Source organism: Streptomyces arenae (assembly GCF_022343545.1).
GTDB classification, from domain to species: Bacteria; Actinomycetota; Actinomycetes; order Streptomycetales; family Streptomycetaceae; genus Streptomyces; species Streptomyces humi.
In genome coordinates this window covers 206,384-226,398 of sequence record NZ_JAKQYH010000010.1, presented here as the reverse complement: position 1 = coordinate 226,398, position 20,015 = coordinate 206,384, and the positions used below count along the sequence as shown (strand labels likewise).

At 71.7% G+C, this 20,015-nt stretch carries 17 protein-coding genes and 2 pseudogenes; 7 read left to right on the top strand and 12 right to left on the bottom strand.

Annotated features, from left to right (window positions below; translation table 11 throughout):
* Positions 1–148 precede the first annotated feature (148 nt).
* Complete coding sequence (locus tag MB828_RS05885; RefSeq protein ID WP_301647221.1) at positions 149–277, top strand: hypothetical protein; 129 nt, start codon at positions 149–151, stop codon at positions 275–277.
* 93 nt (positions 278–370) lie between these two features.
* The gene (locus tag MB828_RS05880) at positions 371–2,284 is read left to right on the top strand and encodes an ABC transporter ATP-binding protein (protein WP_301647220.1); all 1,914 of its coding nucleotides are present in this window, start codon (positions 371–373) and stop codon (positions 2,282–2,284) included.
* 16 nt (positions 2,285–2,300) lie between these two features.
* On the opposite strand, the gene MB828_RS05875 is transcribed toward MB828_RS05880, so the two are convergent.
* The 3 genes from MB828_RS05875 to MB828_RS05865 form a co-directional block, all read right to left on the bottom strand.
* On the bottom strand, positions 2,301–2,912 hold the full coding sequence (locus tag MB828_RS05875; RefSeq protein WP_343236151.1) for a VOC family protein: 612 nt from the start codon (positions 2,910–2,912) through the stop codon (positions 2,301–2,303).
* Positions 2,913–2,941: 29 nt separating this feature from the next.
* Positions 2,942–3,700, bottom strand: a complete 759-nt coding sequence (locus tag MB828_RS05870) for an SDR family oxidoreductase (RefSeq protein ID WP_301647219.1) — start codon at positions 3,698–3,700, stop codon at positions 2,942–2,944.
* A gap of 300 nt (positions 3,701–4,000) precedes the next feature.
* Entirely contained in the window at positions 4,001–5,536 is a 1,536-nt protein-coding gene (locus tag MB828_RS05865; RefSeq protein WP_301647218.1) for an MFS transporter, read from the bottom strand.
* A 276-nt stretch (positions 5,537–5,812) separates the two neighbouring features.
* Between MB828_RS05865 and MB828_RS05860 the strand changes: the two genes are divergently transcribed.
* Positions 5,813–7,669 (top strand): arabinofuranosidase catalytic domain-containing protein, encoded by a 1,857-nt coding sequence (locus MB828_RS05860; protein WP_343236150.1) that lies wholly within the window; start codon positions 5,813–5,815, stop codon positions 7,667–7,669.
* 83 nt (positions 7,670–7,752) lie between these two features.
* Here MB828_RS05860 and MB828_RS05855 read toward each other — a convergent pair whose 3' ends face one another.
* Complete coding sequence (locus MB828_RS05855; protein WP_301647216.1) at positions 7,753–9,660, bottom strand: FHA domain-containing protein; 1,908 nt, start codon at positions 9,658–9,660, stop codon at positions 7,753–7,755.
* Between the two features lie 284 nt (positions 9,661–9,944).
* Positions 9,945–11,558: a purple acid phosphatase family protein gene (locus MB828_RS05850; RefSeq protein ID WP_133023047.1), complete on the bottom strand. Its 1,614-nt coding sequence runs from the start codon at positions 11,556–11,558 to the stop codon at positions 9,945–9,947.
* 212 nt (positions 11,559–11,770) lie between these two features.
* Between MB828_RS05850 and MB828_RS05845 the strand changes: the two are divergent.
* Positions 11,771–11,851 (top strand): annotated as a pseudogene (locus tag MB828_RS05845) (NmrA family transcriptional regulator); the annotation flags it as partial.
* Between the two features lie 13 nt (positions 11,852–11,864).
* Here MB828_RS05845 and MB828_RS05840 read toward each other — a convergent pair.
* A complete protein-coding gene (locus MB828_RS05840) occupies positions 11,865–12,203 on the bottom strand; it encodes a hypothetical protein (RefSeq protein ID WP_301647215.1) in 339 nt (112 codons plus the stop codon).
* 399 nt (positions 12,204–12,602) lie between these two features.
* Between MB828_RS05840 and MB828_RS05830 the strand changes: the two are divergent.
* A pseudogene (locus tag MB828_RS05830) lies at positions 12,603–12,968 on the top strand (helix-turn-helix transcriptional regulator); the annotation flags it as partial.
* A 31-nt stretch (positions 12,969–12,999) separates the two neighbouring features.
* Here the strand turns inward: MB828_RS05830 and paaE are convergent.
* The 6 genes from paaE to MB828_RS05800 form a co-directional block, all read right to left on the bottom strand.
* Positions 13,000–14,112: a 1,2-phenylacetyl-CoA epoxidase subunit PaaE gene (gene paaE / locus MB828_RS05825; protein WP_301647214.1), complete on the bottom strand. Its 1,113-nt coding sequence runs from the start codon at positions 14,110–14,112 to the stop codon at positions 13,000–13,002.
* Complete coding sequence (gene paaD / locus MB828_RS05820) at positions 14,112–14,630, bottom strand: 1,2-phenylacetyl-CoA epoxidase subunit PaaD (RefSeq protein WP_301647213.1); 519 nt, start codon at positions 14,628–14,630, stop codon at positions 14,112–14,114. The genes paaE and paaD overlap by 1 nt, the downstream gene beginning before the upstream one ends.
* Positions 14,624–15,454, bottom strand: coding sequence for a 1,2-phenylacetyl-CoA epoxidase subunit PaaC (gene paaC / locus MB828_RS05815; protein WP_301647212.1), 831 nt, complete (start codon positions 15,452–15,454; stop codon positions 14,624–14,626). Before paaC ends, paaD begins: the two co-directional genes overlap by 7 nt.
* Positions 15,455–15,463: 9 nt before the next feature.
* Entirely contained in the window at positions 15,464–15,754 is a 291-nt protein-coding gene (paaB, locus tag MB828_RS05810) for a 1,2-phenylacetyl-CoA epoxidase subunit PaaB (protein ID WP_133023042.1), read from the bottom strand.
* A complete protein-coding gene (paaA, locus tag MB828_RS05805; protein ID WP_301647211.1) occupies positions 15,751–16,722 on the bottom strand; it encodes a 1,2-phenylacetyl-CoA epoxidase subunit PaaA in 972 nt (323 codons plus the stop codon). The genes paaB and paaA overlap by 4 nt, the downstream gene beginning before the upstream one ends.
* Positions 16,723–16,836: 114 nt before the next feature.
* Complete coding sequence (locus MB828_RS05800) at positions 16,837–18,060, bottom strand: thiolase family protein (RefSeq protein WP_301647210.1); 1,224 nt, start codon at positions 18,058–18,060, stop codon at positions 16,837–16,839.
* A 149-nt stretch (positions 18,061–18,209) separates the two neighbouring features.
* On the opposite strand from MB828_RS05800, the gene paaI reads away from it, so the two are divergent.
* A complete protein-coding gene (gene paaI / locus MB828_RS05795; protein ID WP_133023039.1) occupies positions 18,210–18,650 on the top strand; it encodes a hydroxyphenylacetyl-CoA thioesterase PaaI in 441 nt (146 codons plus the stop codon).
* 83 nt (positions 18,651–18,733) lie between these two features.
* A complete protein-coding gene (gene paaK / locus MB828_RS05790; protein ID WP_133023212.1) occupies positions 18,734–19,993 on the top strand; it encodes a phenylacetate--CoA ligase PaaK in 1,260 nt (419 codons plus the stop codon).
* Positions 19,994–20,015: the final 22 nt, after the last annotated feature.

Below are 20,015 nucleotides of genomic sequence, written 5' to 3'. Positions count from 1 at the left end.
GTGGGTTCGGTAAGGGAATCTCATTGGACGCTCAACTTCCTTCCTGAATGGCGGAACTCCGGCCGCCGTATTTCCGTACGAGCCGCGCTCGACCGCATGTGAGCGGCGCCGAGACCCGGTCACGGGTCCTGAGATGGGAGGAACGACCGTGTCCTTCGCGAAGATCACACTGGCCAAGAAGGCCAAGAAGAAGGAAGTGGGGTGTGCCGCAAAGGAGGCGCACCACAAGCACCACCACAAGAAGCACCACCGCAAGCACAAGAAGCACGCCAGGTAATTCGACCGCCGGACGGTGCCGGGGCCGGACCGCCTTCCCCTCGGGGGCGGGCGGCCCCGGCCCGTCCACGGAGTCAGGGAGTACCGGCCGGTCATGGCTGACGCCGCACCGCTCGACAAGTCCGCCGCGGCGCGCCGCGCCACCCCCGCCGTCGCCTCGGCGCGGACGCGCCACGCCCGGCTCTCGCCCTGGGCGGCGTTCCGCACGTTCTGGCCCCTGGTCAGCGGCAATCGCGCCGCCGTACTGGTGTCGGCGCTGCTCCTGGTGGTGTCGGCGGGCTGTGACGCGGGGGCGATCGGGATCGCCGGGCAGCTCACCGACGATGTGCTCACACCCGGTGACCTCGGCGCCTTCTGGGACCCGGCGGCCCTGTGGCTGGCCCTCGCCGGACTGGGTGCCGTCGCCTCCGCGGCCGGCGGCTACCTGGCGGGGTGGACCAGCGAGCACTTCCTCCTCGGCCTGCGCGACCGGGTCTTCCGGCACCTCCAGCGGCTGCCCCCCGACACCCTGGCGCGCTACGGCACCGGCGACCTGGTCTCCCGTCTGACCGGGGACGTCGAGGCGGTCGAGACGCTGGTGGCCTCCGCGCCCGTCGAACTGCTCACCTCAGCGGTCAGTGCCCTCGTCTTCGCCGTCGCGGCCCTGCGCACGAGCTGGCGGCTGGCCCTGATCACGTTCGCCGCCGCTCCGCTGATCTGGTTCGGGGCCCGGGCGTTCGGCACCCTGATGCGCACCGCGACCCGTGCGGAGCGCGACAGCAACGGCCGGCTCGCCTCGCTCCTGGAGGAGAGTCTGGCCAACATGCCCCTGGTACAGGCGTACGGCCGCCAGGAGGCCGAGCGTGCCAAGGTGCATCGTGAGGGACGCACCTGGATGCGGGCCGGACTCCGGCAGATCCGGCTGTCCTCCGTGTACGGCCCGCTCGGCGAACTCCTGGAAACGGTCAGCGTATTGACCGTCATCGGTGCCGGTGCCTGGCAGATCTCCGTCCACCACCTGAGCACCGGCGGACTCCTCGCCTTCGCCGCCTACCTCGGCTACCTCCACCCACGTCTTCAGGAACTCGGCGAACTGGTCGTCGGCGCCTCCTCGGCCACCGCCGCCTGCGAACGCCTCGTCGAGGTCCTGCACACCGGTCCCGCGCAGGACCCCACGTCCGGGTACGAGGCCCTCGCCACAGCCGCTGCCGCCGCCCCGCCGGTGCCCGTCCGCGGAGCCGTCACCTTCGAGGACGTCGGCTTCGGCTACCCAGGTGCCCGCCGGCCGGTACTGCACCGGGTCCACCTGGAGGTCCCCCCGGGTCTGCTGGTCGCGGTGACCGGCCCGAGCGGCGCGGGGAAGTCCACCCTGGCCGCGCTGCTGCTGCGCTTCCACGAACCGACCCAGGGCCGGATCCTGCTCGACGGCCGGGACATCGCCGCGCTCCCGGTCGACGAAGTGCGCGGCCACGTCACCCTGTTGCCCCAGGACAGCATGCTCTTCGACGGCACGGTCCGCGAGAACATCGCCTTCGGCAGGCCGGACGCCACCGACGCACAGGTACGCGCGGCCGCGGTGGCCGCCGACGCGCACGACTTCGTCACAGCGCTTCCCGAGGGCTACGACTCCCCCGTCGGCAGACGCGGCAACGCCCTCTCGGGCGGTCAGCGGCGCCGCGTCGCACTGGCCCGCGCCATGCTGCGGACCTCACCGGTACTCGTCCTCGACGAACCCACCACCGGTCTCGACGACTTGGCGACCGCCCGGGTGATGGGACCGCTGCGCCGGCTGACCGCGGGCCGCACCACCTTTCTCATCACCCATGACCTGCGGCTGATCACCCAGGCCGACCTCGTCCTGCACCTCACCGACGGCACGGCCACCACAACGGACCCGGACACCGACGGCTTCCGAGCCGCGGCGGGACCGGTGGAAGGCGGTTTTGGGGTGGCAGCGGGACCGGGCGAAGGCGGCTTCGGGGTGGGGGCGGGGACTCGGCGGGAACGGTTCGGGGGCCGAGGCAGGTGAGGGCGGGGCGCGGCCGTTACGTGGGCGGTTCCGTCCCGGCCTGCTCGGCAACCAGGTACCGCGCGTACCAGTCCGGCCAGTCCGGGTCCTCCGCGCCGGTGCGGGCCTCGTGCTCGCCGTGTGCCGCCGCGGCCCGGCGCAGCGCGCCCGCCAGGTCATCGGCCGAGGCGAACGAGGTGGTCGCGGGATCCAGCCGGCCGGGGAGTCTGGCGGTGACCTCCTGGAGGAGCCAGCCGTTGCCGTCCGGGTCGCTGAACGACAGGAAGGAGCCGTAGCTGCCGCGTTTCGGGTCGGTACCGGGCACGCGGGCGTCGGTGCCCGCGTGGTGGAAGACGCCACCGGCGTCGTGGAAAACCTCGCTCGGGTCGGCGCCGTTGCGCGCCAGTTCGTCGTGCGCGGCCTCGATGTCGGCGACGATCAGATGGAGGCCGCGGGCCGACCCCGGAGGCTGCTCGGTGACCTCGCTGCCGAAGATGACGGACGCCGGCGAACCGGGAGGGGTCACCTGCACCACCCTGAAGTCGCCGTCGGTGGCGACGTCCGCGTCGAGCCGCCAGCCCAGCGCCGTGTAGAAGTCCTTGGCCCGGTCGACGTCGGACACCGGCACCACGACGACCTCGAGTTTCATGTCCATTGTCCGTGCCTCCCGCGGAGCCGTCAGTGGGCGACGAGTTGCTGGCCGCCGTCGATGTCGTAGGTCGCGCCGGTGAGGGCGCCGTTGAGCATGATGTGCACGGCGAGAGCGGCGACGTCCGCCGGTCCGACCACCCGTCCGATGGGCAGCGTTCTCCTCAACTGCTCGCGTCTCGCCTCAAGTTCGTCGCCGAGGAGCGCGGCGGACAACGGTGTGTCGACGAACCCGGCGGCGATCAGGTTGACCCGGACCGGGGCGACCTCCAGGGCCAGGTTGGCGGTCAGGGCGGGCAGTGCGGCGGTGAGGGCGCCGGTCACGGCCATTCCGGGCGCGGGCCGCCGGCCGCCGGTGCCGCCGACGAAGAGCAGCGTTCCCCCGGCCCTGACCCGGTCGCGGCTCGCCCGTGCCACCGCCAGCATCATCGCGACGCGGCCGCCGAAGTCCTGGCCCGCCTCGGTCAGGTCCAGTTCGTCGAGGGGGGTGTACGACGGACTGCCCGCGGTGACCATCACGTGGTCGACGCGGCCCGGCAGTTCGCCGAGGAAGCGTTCCAGGCGCTCGGTGTCGCGGGCGTCGAACACGGCCGTGCCGAGCGGCTTCAACTCGTCCGCGGCCCGCACCAGACGCTCGGCGTTCCGGGCCGTGAGCACCACCTCGCCGCCGTTAGCCCGCACTTGCCGTGCGGTCTCCAGGCCCATCCCGGCGCTGCCGCCCACCAGCACGACCGTCTGCCCGGCAAGTGCGCCGGAGGTACCGTCGGTTCCTGCCCCGGTCCCGCTCACGGAAGGTCACCACCGTCCGGATCCTGGTCCCTGCCGGTTGCTTCCACGACGCCGGCGCACAGGCCGGCCACGGCGTCGCGGCCCGCCCCTGACCCGGACGGCCGCCGGCTCCCAGCCGCGCGGCGCGCGCCGCCGACGCCGAACCCAGTCTGTCACTCACCCGGGCGAACGGCATCCGGGACCTGCGAGGTCCGGCCCCGTGCCGGGCCGAACCTCGCCAACCGAGAAGAACACCTCACCGCAGGTCATGTCCACGCGGATCCCGACGGGGAGCCGGACCGCCGTCCCGGCCGGGGCGCGTCACCTGGCGGACGTCTTGCGGAGGGAGGCCGCGTACAGCTCCTTCGACGTGGTGATCAGCTCGCGCTGCTCCGCGTGCGAACCGACCATCGGGCGGGACCCGTTGAGCGGGACCTGCGCGCTCTCGGGCAGGAACCGCACGGTCACCAGGCCCATCGCGCCGGCCAGCATCAGGTAGTAGGCGGGCATCAGGTCGTCACCGGTGACGTTGACGAGCGCCTCGGTCACCAGGGGTGTGGTCCCGCCGAAGGCCGCGACCGCGATGTTGAAGCCGATGCCCATCGCGGCGTAGCGGACGGCCGTCGGGAAGAGCGCGGGCAGGGTGGCGGCGCTCGGGGCGGCGAAGCAGGCCAGCAGGGTCGAGAGGATCAGCACGCCGAGGACGGGCGGCCAGGTGCCGTCGGCCTTGATGAGCTGGAAGGACGGCACCGCGAGCAGGATCATGGCGGCCGCGGAGACGCCGTAGACGGGACGCCGTCCGATCCGGTCGCTGAGCCGGCCGATGAAGGTGATCAGTACGACGATCCAGACCATGCCGATCAGCACCAGGAGGTCGGCGGAGCCGCTGGAGCGGTGCAGGGTCTCCGTCTGGTACGTCGGCAGGAACCCGGTGACCATGTAGTTGGTGACGTTGTACAGCAGCACCAGGCCCATGCAGATCAGCAGCGGCCGCCAGTGCCGCGTGACGATGCCCTTCAGTTCGCCGCCCGCCGACTCCTGGGCGAGTTCCCGCTCGTGCTCGTCCAGTTGCTGCTGGAAGGCCGGGGACTCCTCCAGCTTGAGCCGCATGTAGAGACCGATGACACCCAGCGGACCGGCGATCAGGAACGGCAACCGCCAGCCCCAGGTGAGCATCTGCTGGTCGGTGAGGAGCAGGTTCAGCACGGTGACCAGGGCGGAGCCGAGGGCGTACCCGACGAAGGTGCCGAAGTCGAGCCAGCTGGAGAGGAAGCCGCGGCGCCGGTCGGGTGAGTACTCGGCGACGAACGTGGTGGCGCCGCCGTACTCGCCGCCGGTGGAGAAGCCCTGCACCATACGGGCGAGAAGCAGCAGGATCGGGGCGGCGATGCCGATCGTGGCGTAGCTGGGGATGAGCCCGATGGCGAAGGTGCCGAGCGCCATCATGATCATGGTGGTCGCGAGCACCTTCTGCCGGCCGACCCGGTCGCCGAGCGGGCCGAAGACGAGCCCGCCGAGGGGCCGTACGACGAAGGCGGCGGCGAAGGTGGCGAACGAGGAGATGACCTGGGCGCCGGGGGACGCGCCCGGGAAGAAGACCTTGCCGATGGTGGCGGCGAGGTAGCTGTAGACGCCGAAGTCGAACCACTCCATGCAGTTGCCGAGCGCCGAGGCACCGACCGCGCGCCGCAGCAGCGGCCGCTCGACGACCTGGACGTCGTCGGCGCGGAACGCCCGCCTGTTCCGGCGCAGTCGGCGCCCGAGCTCGTCGCGGACCTGCCGGGGCAGTTCGGCGACCGGCGACGAGGTCCTGACCGGTCCGGGACCGGGGATTTTGTCGGATGTCGTGTCGGCCATGCCGCTGCCCCCTTCCACTGTCGTGACTTCGATGTTTCGCTACAGCGAATTCCGTGCCAGGCGTGAAGGACCCGCACAGGCGTCGGCTGCCCCGGAATGGCGATGCCACACGTGCATCATGTGCTCCTGCAACGCCACCGGCATCGGGCCAGGCTCCCCGGCTTTGGTCTGAACCAAAAAAGGAAACAAATATTGACGCGCTCGAACAAGATGCGTAGCTTCCGGGCCGAGCCGATCAGAGAGGGACGTGCCATGCGTGGTTTCCCCGGTAATGTCATGCACTCGCCAAGATTGCGGTTACGTCCGTGGCGGAGCGTGGCCGCGGTGGCGGCCTGTCTCGGCCTCGCCCTCGGGCTGCTGCTGGGACTTCCGGCCGCCTCGCAGGCCGCCGGTTCACTGCCGTGTGACGTCTACGCCGCGGCCGGCACCCCGTGCGTCGCCGCGCACAGCGTCACCCGCGCACTGCTCTCCTCCTACTCCGGCCCGCTCTACCAGGTGACCCGCGTGTCGGACGGGGCGACCGCCGACATCGGAACGCTGGCCCAGGGCGGGTACGCGAACGCGGCGGCCCAGGACGCGTTCTGCGCGAACAGCGGCGGCTGCCGGATCACCCGGATCTACGACCAGAGCGGCCGGCACAACGACCTCACGCCCGGTCCGGCCGGTACCGCCGGCACGGGCGCCGACCGGGGCGCCGACGCCTCCGAGATATCCGTGACGGCCGGCGGCCACAAGGTGTACGGGCTGTGGATCTCGCCCGGCGTGGGCTACCGGTACACCGGGGTCGCCTCCGGCGTCGCGGTGAACGGGCAGCCCGAGGGCGCCTACATGGTGGCCAGCGGCACCCATGTCGGATCCGCCTGCTGCTTCGACTACGGAAACGCCGAGAGCACCCCCGCCGACACCGGCAACGGCCACATGGACGCCGTCTCCATCGCCACCACCTGCTACTTCGCTCCGTGCACCGGAAACGGGCCCTGGGTGGAGGCAGATCTGGAGAACGGCATGTTCCAGGGCGACAACGGCTCCAACACGGCGAACCAGGGCAACAGCAGCACCTTCGTCACCGCCGTGCTGAAGAACAACGGGCAGACCCGCTACGCGCTCAAGGGCGGCAACTCCCAGTCGGGCGGCCTGAGCACCTGGTGGGACGGCGCGTTGCCCACCCGCGGCGGCTACCGGCCCATGCAGCAGGAGGGCGGCATCATCCTGGGCATCGGCGGCGACAACAGCAACTGGAACCGGGGCACCTTCTTCGAGGGGGTCATGGTCTCCGGCTATCCCACCGACGCGGCGGAGAACGCCGTCCAGGCGAACATCGTCTCCGTCGGCTACAGCGGCCGGACCGACGTGCCCAACGGCCCGCAGGGGACGATCACCGGTCCTGGCGGCAAGTGCGTGGACGTCGCCGCCGACGACACCGGCACCGACGGCGCCGCCGTCCAGCTCTGGGACTGCCAGACGTACGCCGAGGACCAGCACTGGACGCACAACCCGGACGGTTCGCTGTCCACCCTGGGGCGCTGCCTCGACATCGAGAACAACGGCACGGCGGGCGGTGCCAGGCTGGAACTGTGGGACTGCAACGGGGTCGGCGGGCAGAAGTGGGTCCAGCAGGCCGACGGGTCCCTGCTCAACCCGCAGTCCGGACGCTGCCTCGACTCCCCCAGCGGCGCGACCGCCAACGGCACCCGCCTGCAGATCTGGGACTGCAACGGCGCCACCGCACAGAAGTTCTCGGTGAACGGCGGCGGCCCGGTCACCGGCCCCGGCGGCAAGTGCATGGACGTCGCCGCCGACGACACCGGCACCGACGGCGCCGCCGTCCAGCTCTGGGACTGCCAGTCGTACGCGATCGACCAGCACTGGTACCGCGGTTCCGACACCTCCCTGGCCACCCTGGGGCGCTGCCTGGACATCGTCGGCAACGGCACGGCGAACGGCACCAAGGTCGAGCTGTGGGACTGCAACGGGGTCGGCGGGCAGAAGTGGGTCCAGCAGGCCGACGGGTCCCTGCTCAACCCGCAGTCCGGACGCTGCCTCGACTCTCCCAGCGGCGCCACCGCCAACGGCACCCGTCTGCAGATCTGGGACTGCAACGGCGCCACCGCACAGAAGTTCACCCTCAGCTGACGGCCGGGCACGGCATGTCCGGTGGGGCTCCCGGTCCGTGGACCGGGAGCCCCACCGGGCGTCGGGCGGCGAGCGGCCCCCGACTAGGCCTGGGTGGCGGGCTCCAGTGCCGCGGCGGCCGCGGCCGCCGCGGAGGAGTCCTGCCCGTAGAAGATGTCGATGTCGACCTCCTCGCCGCCCATGGTCAGCGTGTCCCAGGCGCCGCTCAGGACGAGCATGCGCAGGGTGGCGGGCTGAAGCGTGCGCAGGCGTTCGAGGATCGCCTCGTCGTCCGGCATGCCCGCGAGGCGGGGAGCGAGCCGGGCACGGATGGCCTGCATGCGTTCCAGCAGCGTCTTGGTGTCGGCCTCGCGGTCGGGCTCCTCGGGGATCCCGTCGATGCCGTGGCCGATGATGTCCTTGATGGCCCAGGTGACGCCCTGGTCGTCGGTGGTGACCATCGCCTTCCAGGCCCGGCTCTTGTGCCGGTACTGGAGCATGGACATCGCCGCCTCGTGGCGCAGGAAGTCAGCGTCCCGGAACGGCCGTCCGTTCCAGGCGCTGTTGAGGGAGCGGGCCAGCGAGATGGCCGAGGCGAGACCGCTGTTGAGGCCCCGGCCCGGCCAGAAGTGGATCGCGTTGGCCGCGTCGCCCAGCAGGAAGCCGTAGGTGCCCGGCGAGTTGGTGGTGGGCGGCAGCAACTCGGCCGAGAAGCGCGGGCGTTGCACCATGTCCAGGCGGAAGCTGGTGACCGCGGACAGGTCGTCGGACTCGACACCGAACAGCAGCAGGCCCTCCCGCACCCGCCGCCACAACGGCGACCCCTTGACCAGCGCGGGCAGGAACAGCGTGCCGTGGGTCGAGCACTGGAAGTCGCCGTACTCGTCGCGGTCCATCAGGCACGGCCGGGAGGCGATGCACTCCTCGAAGACCCGGCGGACCGGATCGAGACCGATGACCTCCGCCGCCTCGGCGTCGGTGAGCCGCATGTTGAGGAAGCCCTCGCCGCGCAGCGAGTTGAGCAGGAAACGGTTCTGGGCGACGGTGAGCAGGACCGCCATGGGGTCGGTCAGGCCCGACTTCACGCGCAGGCCGAGGACGACGTCCTGGAGGTGCCGGCCGTCCAGGGAGTAGATCGACTCGTCGGCCTTGCCGAACCGGGCGGCGAAGTGTTCCCGGGTGCGTGACCGGCCGCCGTCGCAGATCGCCAGTACGTGCTGGGTGGCCAGCGCCTCCTGCTCCGCGGCCGCGTCGAAGCGGGCGGGGATGAGCCGGATCCGGTCCCGCTTCTCGTTGGCCAGTTCCAGCAGCCGGTCCTCGATGTAGGCGATGCGCATGTTGCGCGGGTGGTGGTCGCCGACCGAGTCCGGGCCCGAGGGCCACATCTCCGTGTAGTGCTCCGGGTCGAAGAGCCGGGCCCGGACCTCCTCCGGCCACGCCAGGTACTGACGGCTCTGCACGGTCACCACCTGCTGGCGGCGGACGTTGCCCTCCTCCTGGGTCTTCCAGGTCACGGTCCGGCCCTGCTTGCGCCACCGGCCGTCGTAGACGGTGATCTGTGCCTGGGGGCCGAGGAAGTGCTCAAGGAGCAGGGCGAGGGACAGGCCGACGGGGCCGCCGCCGGCGACGGTGACCCGCAGGACGGGCCCCTGCTCGCCCTCCTTCGGGCCGTGCGTCACGGACCGGGGCAGGGAGAGCGCCATGAGCGTCTGCATGGCGTCGGCGACCTCGAATCGGAACTCCTGGTCGCCCAGGGAGATCTCGTCCCCCGGCTGCAGCAGCCGGGACTCCACCTCTTCCCCGTTGACGAGGGTGCCGTTGCTGCTTTCCAGGTCACGCAGTACGTAACCCTTGTCCTCGTCGAAGACGATCTCCGCATGGAAGCGGGAGACGCTCAGGCTGGAGATGACGACAGTGTTCTCGGAGTTGCGTCCGAAGGTGACGCGGGTGTCCAGGACCGGGATGCGCTCCCCCGCCAGCAGACCTTCGAGTCCGACCAGCACCGGTGCCACGGCACTTCCTTCCAGGAGTGGATGATCTCTACATCGATGCGGCACCACCGGACACTGCCATGCACGTCCACGCCGGGCGGCAGTCAACCGGCGGAACAGCGACACGTTTGACATGTTGTCGAACCGCGACCTCCATCATGGGCTACGGAGCCGCGATTCTCACGGGGGAGCATATAGTTGCTTAGCCAAGTACTTCCACTCCGCGCCCCGGCCCAATCCCCTGCTGTGCGCGGGGACTTCGCCGGTATCCGGCCAGGCCCGTACGGCCGGAGGTCTGGGCCGGGTCAGTGGCCGGGGCCGTCCGAACGCCTGCGGTGCAGTGTGAAGTTCTCGAAGACCGACAGTTCGCCGTGCGGCTTGTTCACGTTGTAGTACGTGACGTGCATCCGGGTGGTGTCACCGGGGTGCCGGCCGGGGTCGACGGTGAACGCGGCGAAGCCGTAGGGGTGTTCGGTGTCCCGGACGCCGATCCACACCGCCTGCTCCTTCACGTAGGTGGAGGTGCGCTTGCCGTTGGAGCCGGCGGTCGCCGACACGGCGGTGATCACCTTGCCGGTGCCGTCCTTGAAGAAGTTCTGGTTGGTGGTACCGGAGACACCGCCGCCGCCGAGGATCATGTGCACGGTGCCATGGTCGGCGTCGATGTCGTCGGTGGCCTGCGACACCGGGTTGGGCGTGAGCGTCTCGCTGCCGGTGACGACGCCGCGGACCGCCAGTGACCGCTCGTAGTTGTGCTCGTGTCCGCACAGCACCAGGTCGACGCCGTACCGGTCGAACAGCGGCCCGTACTTCTCGCGCAGGCCCAGGTCGGCGCCGTTGGCGTCGGAGGAGCTGATCATGACCTGGTGCATGGCCACGACCACCCAGTCGACGTCCTTCGAGGAGCGCGCCGCCTTCAGCTCCCGCTCCAGGAAGGCGAGCTGACGGCCGCCGGAGTAGCCGCTGATGTAGACGTCGCCGCCGTCCTGGAGGCAGTTGTCGTCGTTCTGCAGCACGATCACCCGGACCGAGCCGGCCGTGAACGCGTACCACAGGCCCGCGAGTTCGGGGTCCGTCTCGGTGGAGGGAAGGGAGAAGTAGGTCTGGAAGGCGCCGAGTCCGATCGGACCGTTGGCCTTCTCGATCTCGTGGTTGCCGGCCGCCGGCATCCAGGGGCGGAAGCGCGCCGAACGGGTGTTGTTGGTGAAGAAGTTGTTCCAGGTACGCACCCGGTCGACATCCAGGTTGGCGTAGCAGAGGTCGCCGTTGAGCAGGTGGAACAGCGGGGCGACCTGCTCGATGCCGGTGACGATGTCCTTCGTCGCGGGCGTGGAGTTGGCGTCCAGGGCGACCGTGCCGTCGGCCGACCAGGTGACCTGCGGGGCGGACTGGTCGCCGAAGCTGGTGAAGGTGACCGGCTTGCGCCCGCGCGGGGCGGTGCGGAAGGTGCCGCTGTCCGGGGTCGCGCCCTCGTGCGTGGCGAGGTAGAGGTAGTCGGTGTCCGGGGTGAGGCGGTCGAGCCGGGCGTGGTGGACGTGGACGGTGCGGTTCGAGGTGCCGTCGACGTAGGTCACGGTCCGGGCGGCGGCCTTGGCACCGAAGCCGTGTTCCAGGGTGCCGTAGTGCACGACCGGCTTGGTCACCGGGCCGTCCGTGATCCAGGAGACCGTCATCTGGGTGCGCGGGTCGGCCCCGAAGGTCAGGTGCAGGCCCTGCACGGGGGAGGCGCCCGAGGCGTCCGCGGTGAGGTGGAGGGCCGGGGCGGCGAGCGGCGCGGCCTGGGCCGTACCGGCTCCCAGCAGGCCGGTGGCCGCCGCACCGGCTCCCGCGGTGCCGAGCAGCCCCAGCGCGTGCCGGCGGCTGAACCCCTCCGAGGCCTCCGGCGATCTGCCCTCTGTGGACTCCGTCTGTTCCGTCATGACGCCCTCCCGACGAGCTGCTGAGCTGCCAACGTCCGCACCCTGGCCCAGCCCAACTGCCGCCACATGAACACCACATGACCACCTGGCCACCACAGGCCAGGCATCAGGCCGTCAAGACCGACACCTGCCCTCGCCTTTACCTGCCTCCGCCCCGCTCTTGACCTGGCGTCGGCAAGCGGCTGCGTCCCCGGCCCGGACCGAGTTCCGTAATGAAGGTCGTGGTGGTCGGTGGGACCGGGCTCATCGGCTCGAAGGTGGTCGCCCTGCTGGGCGGGCAGGGACACTACGCCGGGGCCGGGGGCCTCACGTTGCGGCCAGCACCGCCGTCACGCACAGGCCCATGGCCACGGTGATCAGGATCATCGCGGTCAGGGTGCCGCGCAGCCAGTGCCCGAAGCGGGCGTTGTGCCGCTGCTCGGCCTCGCTGACGCTGGCGGCGATGTGGTCGGTCACCAGGCGGGCCACGTACGTCTGTTCCGCGAGGTACCAGCGCTCGATGTCCGCCTTCTGCACCGGCGTCAGGCCGGGCTCGCGCGCGGTGAACTCGGCCACGCGGCGGCGTGCCGCCCTCAGATGGGCCTGCTGGTACAGGAAGTCCTGGATGTCGGTCAGGCCGCGGGCGGCCTCCTCGCTCGTGTCCATGGTGTGCTCCACAGGTGAGGCGGCGGGAGAGCGACGCGCACGTACATGTCGAGCCGGGGCCGGCCGGGGACCTGGGTCTCACGGACGCCGCGGGGCTGCCGGACCGGAGAGTCTGAACGACCAGCGTGGCAACTTCCGCGGGAAGCCGCAAGGGTACGGTCACCGGACGTGTTCGCCGGGGCCTACGTCACTTGACGGAATCGCCGCCGGCCGGGCGCCGCCTAGCTTTGCCGAGGTGGCCGCGACGGGCGGGCACGCCGAAGGAGAGGCCATGAGCACACAAGCGCGCAACGTCGTCCTGGTCCACGGTGGCTTCGTGGACGGCTCCGGCTGGCAGGGGGTCCACGACGCGCTCGGGGCGGACGGCTACCACGTCACCGTCGTCCAGAACCCGACCCTGTCGCTGGAGGCGAACGGCTGCGCCGGGCGAAGGCCACGACGGAGGCACGGGCCCAGCTCGGTGCCGCGCTCGACACCTTCGAGGCCCTCGGTGCCCGCCCCTGGGCTGCCCGGGCCGGCAACGAACTGCGGGCCACCGGGCTGTCCCACGGGTCCGCCGGTAGTGGCGGTCTGGCGTCCCTGACCCCGCAGCAGCGCGAGATCGCGCTGCTGGCGGCGGCCGGCCTGACCAACAAGCAGATCGCCGAACGGCTCTTCCTCTCGCCGCGTACCGTCTCCACCCATCTGCACCAGCTCTTCCCGAAGCTGGGCGTGGCGTCCCGCGCCGCGCTGCGGGACGCGTTGGCGGAGGGGGACGGCGCCTGACCGGCGCGTGTCCGGGGCTCCGGGCGGCCGGTCAGCTGTCGTAGTCGACGGTGAGCGTCTCGGAGACCGGGAACGTCTGGCAGGTCAGGACGTAACCGGCCCGCACCTCGGCCGGTTCCAGAGCGTAGTTGCGGCGCATGTCCGCCGAGCCGTCCGTGACGCGTGCGCGGCAGGTGCCGCAGACGCCTCCCTTGCAGGCGAAGGGCAGGTCCGGGCGGATGCGCGCGGCGGCGTCGAGGAGGGTGCTCCCGCGCGGCAGCAGGGCGGTGGTGGAGCGGCCGTCCAGGGTGACGGTGACCTCGCTGACCGGGCCGTCCGCCGTTCTCTCCGGATGCCGGAGCGGTTCGATCGGCTCGTCGGCGAAGAAGAGCTCCTGGTGGACCCGTGCGTCCGGGACGCCCAGCTCCGCGAGCAGCTTCCGGGCGTCGAGCACCATGCCGTGCGGGCCGCACAGCCACCAGTGGTCGGCGCCCCGTACGTCGACCAGGCCCTCGACGAGCGCGGCGAGGCGTTCGCCGTCGAGCCGGCCGGACAGGAGGTCGGCCTCGCGGGGTTCACGGGACAGGACGTGGGCGAGGTGGAACCGGGTGCGGTACTCGTCCTTGAGGTCGGCCAGTTCGTCGGCGAACATCACGGTGTCGGTGCGCCGGTTGCCGTAGAACAGCGTGACCTGCGAGCGGTCGTCGGCGGCCAGGACGGACTCGGCGATGGACATCATGGGGGTGATGCCGGAGCCGGCCGCGATCAGCACGTGGTGGCCGGGGACGGTGAGGTCGGGGGTGAACGCTCCGGTCGGTGCCATCACCTGGACGGTGTCGCCCGGCCGCACCTCGTGGACCAGCCAGGAGGAGAAGAGCCCGCCGGGCACCTCACGGACGCCGATGCGGGGCGGGGTGCCGGCCGCCGAGCAGATCGAGTAGGAGCGCCGTTCGTCGCGTCCGTCGAGCTCGCGGCGCAGGGTGAGCGACTGGCCGGGGCCGAAGGCGAACTCCGCCGCGAGGGCTGCGGGGACGTCGAAGGTGACTGCCACGGCGTCCTCGCACAGCGGCTGCACGTCGGCGACGCGCAGGGCGTGGAAGGCCGGGCGGCGCCGCCGCGGACTCGTCGCGGGGGCACCGGCGGCCGGTGCCGTCAGCTCTGCCATCAGATCTCCTTGACGTACTCGAACGGCTCACGGCAGGTGCGGCACCGCCAGAGCGCTTTGCAGGAGGTGGCCGCGAAGCGGGAGGTCTCCTCGGTGTCGGCGGAGCCGCACTGCGGGCAGGGCACCGTGCGCCGGGTCGGCGACAGGTCCAGCGGGACGGGGCCCGCGGGGCGTCGCGGCGCCGTCATGGGCGGTGCGATGCCGTGCTCGGCGAGTTTGCGGCGCCCCTCGGGGGTGATCCAGTCGCTCGTCCACGGCGGGTCCAGCACCGTGCGGATCCGTACCCGCTCGAAGCCGGCGGCCCGCAGGCGCGCGGCGACCCCGGCCCGCATCTCGGCCATGGCGGGGCAGCCCGAGTAGGTGGGGGTGAGGGCCGCGACCACGGTGCCGTCCGGTTCGACCGTCACGTCCCGCAGCACACCGAGGTCGGCCAGGGTGAGCATGGGCAGCTCGGGGTCGGGGACCTGCTCGGCGAGGTGCCGGGCCCGCCGGGCGCCGGACAGCACGCCGGTCACCATGTCGCCTCCGGGTCGGCGCGGGCCACGCTCTGCAACTCGGTGAGCAGCGGGGCGAGATGCCCGGTGTGGGCGCCGTCGCGGCCGGCGCCCGGCGACGGCGGGAGGCTCAGCGTGGGGAGTCCGGCCGCGTCGAACACCTGGCGGAGGTCGGCCAGTACCGCGGCGCGCACGTCCTGTGCGGCGAACAGCTCGTCCCAGTAGGGGGAGTGTGCCGCCAGGGCGGTCAGCATGCGGGCGTGCGACTCCTCGGTGCCGTCGCCGAGGCGTACGACCCACTCGGCGGCGTACTGCCGGTGGTAGGTGAGTTCCTTGACGCCCTTGGCCGCGATCGCCGCGAGCACCGGGTCGGGTGCGGTGACGAGTTCGGTGAAGTGGGCGAGCCGCCAGGCGGCGAACACCAGCAGCCGCAGGACGGAGAAGGCGAAGTCGCCGTTGGGGAGTTCCGCGAGGGTCACGTTGCGGAAGTCGCCGGGGTCGCGGAAGTAGGCGTAGGCGTCCTCGGTGCGGCCGGTGCCGTCCGTCTGACCGCAGCGCGCGTACAGCAGGCGGGCCTGGCCCAGCAGGTCGAGCCCGATGTTGGCCAGTGCCACCTCCTCCTCCAGCTCGGGGGCGCGGGTGACCCATTCGGCGAGCCGCTGGGCCAGCACCAGGGCGTCGTCGCCGAGCGCCAGGCACAGGCGGGACAGTTCGGCGGCGTCGACGTGCTCGGGCACGGTGGTGTCGACGCCGTGCAGCGGGTCCTCGAAGCCGGTGCCGAAGGCCCAGCGGGCGTCACTGTCGTCATGGCCCTCGGCCAGGCTCAGGTAGACGTGGTCGTCGCTCATCACCGGCTCCTAGATGTGCGGGACGTCGTCGGGGATGTCGTAGAACGTCGGGTGCCGGTAGACCTTGTCGGCGCTCGGGGCGAAGAAGGGGTCCTTCTCGTCCCGGGTGGAGGCGGCGATGTGCTCCGAGCGCACCGCCCAGATGCTCACGCCTTCGTTGCGCCGGGTGTACAGGTCGCGGGCGTGGGTGAGGGCCATCTGGTCGTCCGCCGCGTGCAGTGAGCCGACGTGGACGTGGTTGAGGCCGCGCTTGCCGCGGATGAAGATCTCGTACAGCGGCCAGTTCTCGGAGTTGCTCATGCCACGGCCTCCTCACGTGCCAGGGCGGCCTGCTTGGCGGCGTGGGCACTGGCGGCCGCACGCACCCAGGCACCCTCCTCGTGGGCGGTGCGCCGGCGCTCCATCCGCTGCGCGTTGCAGGGGCCGTTGCCGGTGATGACTTCCTTCAGTTCGGTGAAGTCGGGGGTGCCGAAGTCGTGGTGGCCGCGCTCCTCGTTCCAGCGCAGCTCGGGGTCGGGCAGGGTCACGCCGAGCTTCGCCGCCTGGGGCACGGTCATGTCGACGAAGCGGCGGCGCAGTTCGTCGTTGCTGTGCCGCTTGATCTTCCAGGCCATCGACTGCGCGGAGTTGGGCGAGTCGTCGTCGGGCGGCCCGAACATCATCAGGGACGGCCACCACCAGCGGTTCACGGCGTCCTGCACCATCTCGCGCTGGGCCTCGGTGCCGCGCATCATGGTCATCAGCAGTTCGTAGCCCTGTCGCTGGTGGAAGGACTCCTCCTTGCAGATCCGCACCATCGCGCGCGCGTAAGGGCCGTAGGAGCTGCGGCACAGCGGCACCTGGTTGCAGATGGCCGCGCCGTCCACGAACCAGCCGATGACGCCGACGTCCGCGTAGCTGAGCGTCGGGTAGTTGAAGATGGACGAGTACTTCTGGCGGCCTTCGAGGAGGCGCTCGGTGAGGTCGGCGCGGTCCGCGCCCAGGGTCTCGGCGGCCGAGTAGAGGTACAGGCCGTGGCCGGCCTCGTCCTGGACCTTGGCGAACAGGATCGCCTTGCGGCGCAGCGAGGGGGCCCTGGTGATCCACTCGCCTTCCGGCTGCATGCCGATGATCTCGGAGTGCGCGTGCTGGGCGATCTGCCGGACGAGCGTCTTGCGGTAGCCCTCCGGCATCCAGTCGCGGGGCTCGATGCGCTGGTCACGCGCGATCGTCGCCTCGAACTGGGACTCCAGATCCGGCCCGGCGTCCCTTCCGGCCGCTTCAGTCATCTCCACCAACTCCCTACCGACCATTCGTTCGGTTCATCATAAGGTCTTCCCTCCCCGGTCTGACAAGAGTCCGGGCCGACCGGGCCCGGTCACCGGGTGTGACCGTTCCGGTGTTCACACGCGCTCCACGAGGAGGGCGGCGCCCTGGCCCACGCCGACGCAGAGCGTGGCCAGACCGCGGCGGCCGTTCTCCCGCTCGAGGCGGCCGAGCAGCGTGAGCAGGATGCGGGCTCCGGAGCAGCCCAGCGGATGCCCGAGGGCGATGGCGCCGCCGTCGGCGTTGACCCGGGCCTCGTCGAGTCCGAGGCGGCGGACGACGGCGAGCGCCTGGGCGGCGAACGCCTCGTTGAGCTCCACGGCGTCCAGGTCGTCGGCCTGCCATCCGGCCCGGGCCAGGACCTTCCCGGTGGCGGGTACCGGGCCCAGGCCCATCAGATGGGGCTGCACCCCGGCGGAGGCGGACGCGACGATCCGGGCCCGGGGCGTGAGGCCGTACCGCCGCACCGCGTCCGCGCCGGCGACGACCAGGGCCGCGGCGCCGTCGGAGAGCGGGGAGGAGGAGCCCGCCGTGACGATGCCGTCCGCGCGGAAGACCGTCCGCAGGGAGCCCAGCTTCTCCAGGGTGGTGCCGGGGCGCGGACCCTCGTCGCGGGTGACCTCGCCGTCGCGCACCGGGACCGGCACGATCTCGCGGTCGAAGCGGCCCGCCTCCTGGGCGGCCACGGCCCGCTGGTGGCTGCGCAGGGCGAAGGCGTCGGACTCGGCGCGGGTGATGCCGTCCAGGGCCGCGACCTCCTCCGCGGCCTCCCCCATGGAGAGCGTGACCCTGACCGCCTCCGGGCCGGCGTCCGGGGGCACGGCCCGGTCGGCGGCGGTGAAGCGCGGATTGGTGAACCGCCAGCCCAGGGCGGTGTCGTGCACCTGGCCCGGCCTGGCCCACGGGGTGCCGGGCTTCTCCATGACCCAGGGCGCCCGGGTCATGGACTCCACTCCCCCGGCGACCACGAGGTCCGCCTCCCCGGCGCGGATCGCCTGGGCCGCCGAGGCCACCGCGGTCAGGCCCGAGGCGCACAGGCGGTTGACGGTGTAGCCGGGCACGGTGTGCGGCAGTCCGGCCAGCAGGACCGCCATCCGGGCCACGTCCCGGTTGTCCTCGCCGGCCTGGTTGGCGGCTCCGAGCACGACCTCGTCCACGGCTTCGCCGGGCACGCCGGCCCGCCGGACAGCCTCGCCGACGACGAGGGCGGCCAGGTCGTCGGGGCGGACGGCGGCCAGCGCGCCGCCGTGGCGCCCCTGCGGGGTGCGGGCTCCGTCGACGAGGTACACGTCGTCGGGCATCGGTCGGCCTCCTCGGCGTCGGATCCGTCGGTCCCCTCGGGGGTCTGCGGCGACCTGCGGTCCGCCTCTTGACATGCGGGGGCCTGGCTGGATTACTTGACCACGCCGCACGCTAACCGAATGTTCGGTCGGTTCACAAGGTGGTGGAGATGACGACCCAGGTACCGGGTACGACGCCTGGCCCCGTCGAGACGATGTTCGCCGCGGACGAGGCGTCCCGCGGGCTCGGCATCGAGTTGCTCGAACACGGCGAAGGGACCGCCGTGCTCCGGATGACCGTGTCGTCCTCGCAGGTCAACGGGCACCGGATCGCCCACGGCGGCTTCCTGTTCCTCCTCGCCGACACCGCGTTCGCCTGTGCCTGCAACAGCCACGGCCCGGTGACCGTCGCCGCCGGCGCCGACATCGACTTCGTGGCGCCCGCGTACGAGGGCGACGTGCTGGTGGCCACCGCACGCGAGCGGGTCCGGTTCGGCCGCAGCGGTGTGTACGACGTGAGTGTCGTGCGCGGCGACGAGGTGATCGCGGAGTTCCGCGGCCGCAGTCGCACCCTCCGCACCCTCCGAAATGAGCACGAGGAGCCGCAGTGAGCAGCGAAGTGATCGCGCCCGAGCCCAGGGGCACCCGCCGGGGAGAGCCGCTGCCCGAGGCGCTGCTGGACGACGCCGAGCGGATGTCCCGTGCCGAGCTCCGGGCGCTCCAGCTCACCAGGCTCCGCACGACCCTGCGGCACGCGTACGACAACGTGGAGCTGTACCGCAGGAAGTTCGACGCGGCCGGGGTGCGGCCCGACGACTGCCGGACGCTCGCGGACCTCGCCCGGTTCCCCTTCACGACCAAGGCCGACCTGCGCGACACCTACCCCTTCGGCATGTTCGCCGTACCGATGTCCGAGGTGCGGCGGGTGCACGCCTCCAGCGGCACCACCGGCCGCCCCACAGTGGTCGGCTACACGGACCACGACCTGTCCGTGTGGGCGGACGTCGTGGCCCGCTCCATCCGGGCCGCCGGCGGCCGCCCCGGGCACAAGGTCCACATCTCCTACGGCTACGGCCTGTTCACCGGCGGCCTGGGCGCCCACTACGGCGCCGAGCGGGCCGGCTGCACCGTGATCCCCGCCTCGGGCGGCATGACGGCGCGCCAGGTGCAGATCATCCAGGACTTCCGGCCCGAGATCATCATGGTCACGCCGTCCTACATGCTGACCCTGCTCGACGAGTTCGAGCGCCAGGGCGTCGACCCCCGCTCCACCTCTCTGCGGGTCGGCATCTTCGGCGCCGAGCCGTGGACGGAGGAGATGCGCCGCGAGATCGAGGAGCGCCTCGACCTCCACGCGGTCGACATCTACGGCCTGTCCGAGGTGATGGGCCCAGGGGTCGCGCAGGAGTGCGTGGACACCAAGGACGGGCTGCACGTCTGGGAGGACCACTTCCTCCCCGAGGTCGTGGACCCGCTGACCGACGAGGTGCTGGCCGAGGGGGAGAGCGGAGAGCTGGTCTTCACCTCGCTCACCAAGGAGGCGCTGCCCGTCGTCCGCTACCGCACCCGGGACCTGACCCGGTTGCTGCCCGGCACCGCGCGTCCGGGATTCCGCCGGATCGAGAAGATCACCGGCCGCTGTGACGACATGATCATCCTGCGTGGGGTCAACGTCTTCCCCAGCCAGGTGGAGGAGATCGTGCTGCGGACCCCGGGGGTGGCCCCGCACTTCCAGATCCAGCTCAGCCGGCGGGGGCGGATGGACCACATGACCGTCCGCGTGGAGGCACGGCCCGACGCGGCGCCCGCCGACCGCGCGGCCGCCACGAGGACGATCGCGCAGGGCATCAAGGACGGGGTCGGGGTCACCGTCGAGGTCGACGTGGTCGCACCGGAGACCCTGGAGCGCTCGGTCGGCAAACTCCGCCGGGTCAAGGACCTGCGCAAGGCCTGACACGGTGGCGGACGGGCGGCCG

Bases quoted from the DNA above. Each gene is read 5' to 3' on its own strand.
- paaE (WP_301647214.1), bottom strand. From the start codon at position 14,112: ATGGCAGAGCTGACGGCACCGGCCGCCGGTGCCCCCGCGACGAGTCCG.
- MB828_RS05840 (WP_301647215.1), bottom strand. From the start codon at position 12,203: ATGGACACGAGCGAGGAGGCCGCCCGCGGCCTGACCGACATCCAGGAC.
- paaA (WP_301647211.1), bottom strand. From the start codon at position 16,722: ATGACTGAAGCGGCCGGAAGGGACGCCGGGCCGGATCTGGAGTCCCAG.
- MB828_RS05850 (WP_133023047.1), bottom strand. From the start codon at position 11,558: ATGACGGAACAGACGGAGTCCACAGAGGGCAGATCGCCGGAGGCCTCG.
- MB828_RS05865 (WP_301647218.1), bottom strand. From the start codon at position 5,536: ATGGCCGACACGACATCCGACAAAATCCCCGGTCCCGGACCGGTCAGG.
- paaB (WP_133023042.1), bottom strand. From the start codon at position 15,754: ATGAGCAACTCCGAGAACTGGCCGCTGTACGAGATCTTCATCCGCGGC.
- MB828_RS05875 (WP_343236151.1), bottom strand. From the start codon at position 2,912: ATGAAACTCGAGGTCGTCGTGGTGCCGGTGTCCGACGTCGACCGGGCC.
- paaD (WP_301647213.1), bottom strand. From the start codon at position 14,630: ATGGTGACCGGCGTGCTGTCCGGCGCCCGGCGGGCCCGGCACCTCGCC.
- MB828_RS05880 (WP_301647220.1), top strand. From the start codon at position 371: ATGGCTGACGCCGCACCGCTCGACAAGTCCGCCGCGGCGCGCCGCGCC.
- paaC (WP_301647212.1), bottom strand. From the start codon at position 15,454: ATGAGCGACGACCACGTCTACCTGAGCCTGGCCGAGGGCCATGACGAC.
- paaI (WP_133023039.1), top strand. From the start codon at position 18,210: ATGACGACCCAGGTACCGGGTACGACGCCTGGCCCCGTCGAGACGATG.
- MB828_RS05800 (WP_301647210.1), bottom strand. From the start codon at position 18,060: ATGCCCGACGACGTGTACCTCGTCGACGGAGCCCGCACCCCGCAGGGG.
- MB828_RS05860 (WP_343236150.1), top strand. From the start codon at position 5,813: ATGCACTCGCCAAGATTGCGGTTACGTCCGTGGCGGAGCGTGGCCGCG.
- paaK (WP_133023212.1), top strand. From the start codon at position 18,734: ATGTCCCGTGCCGAGCTCCGGGCGCTCCAGCTCACCAGGCTCCGCACG.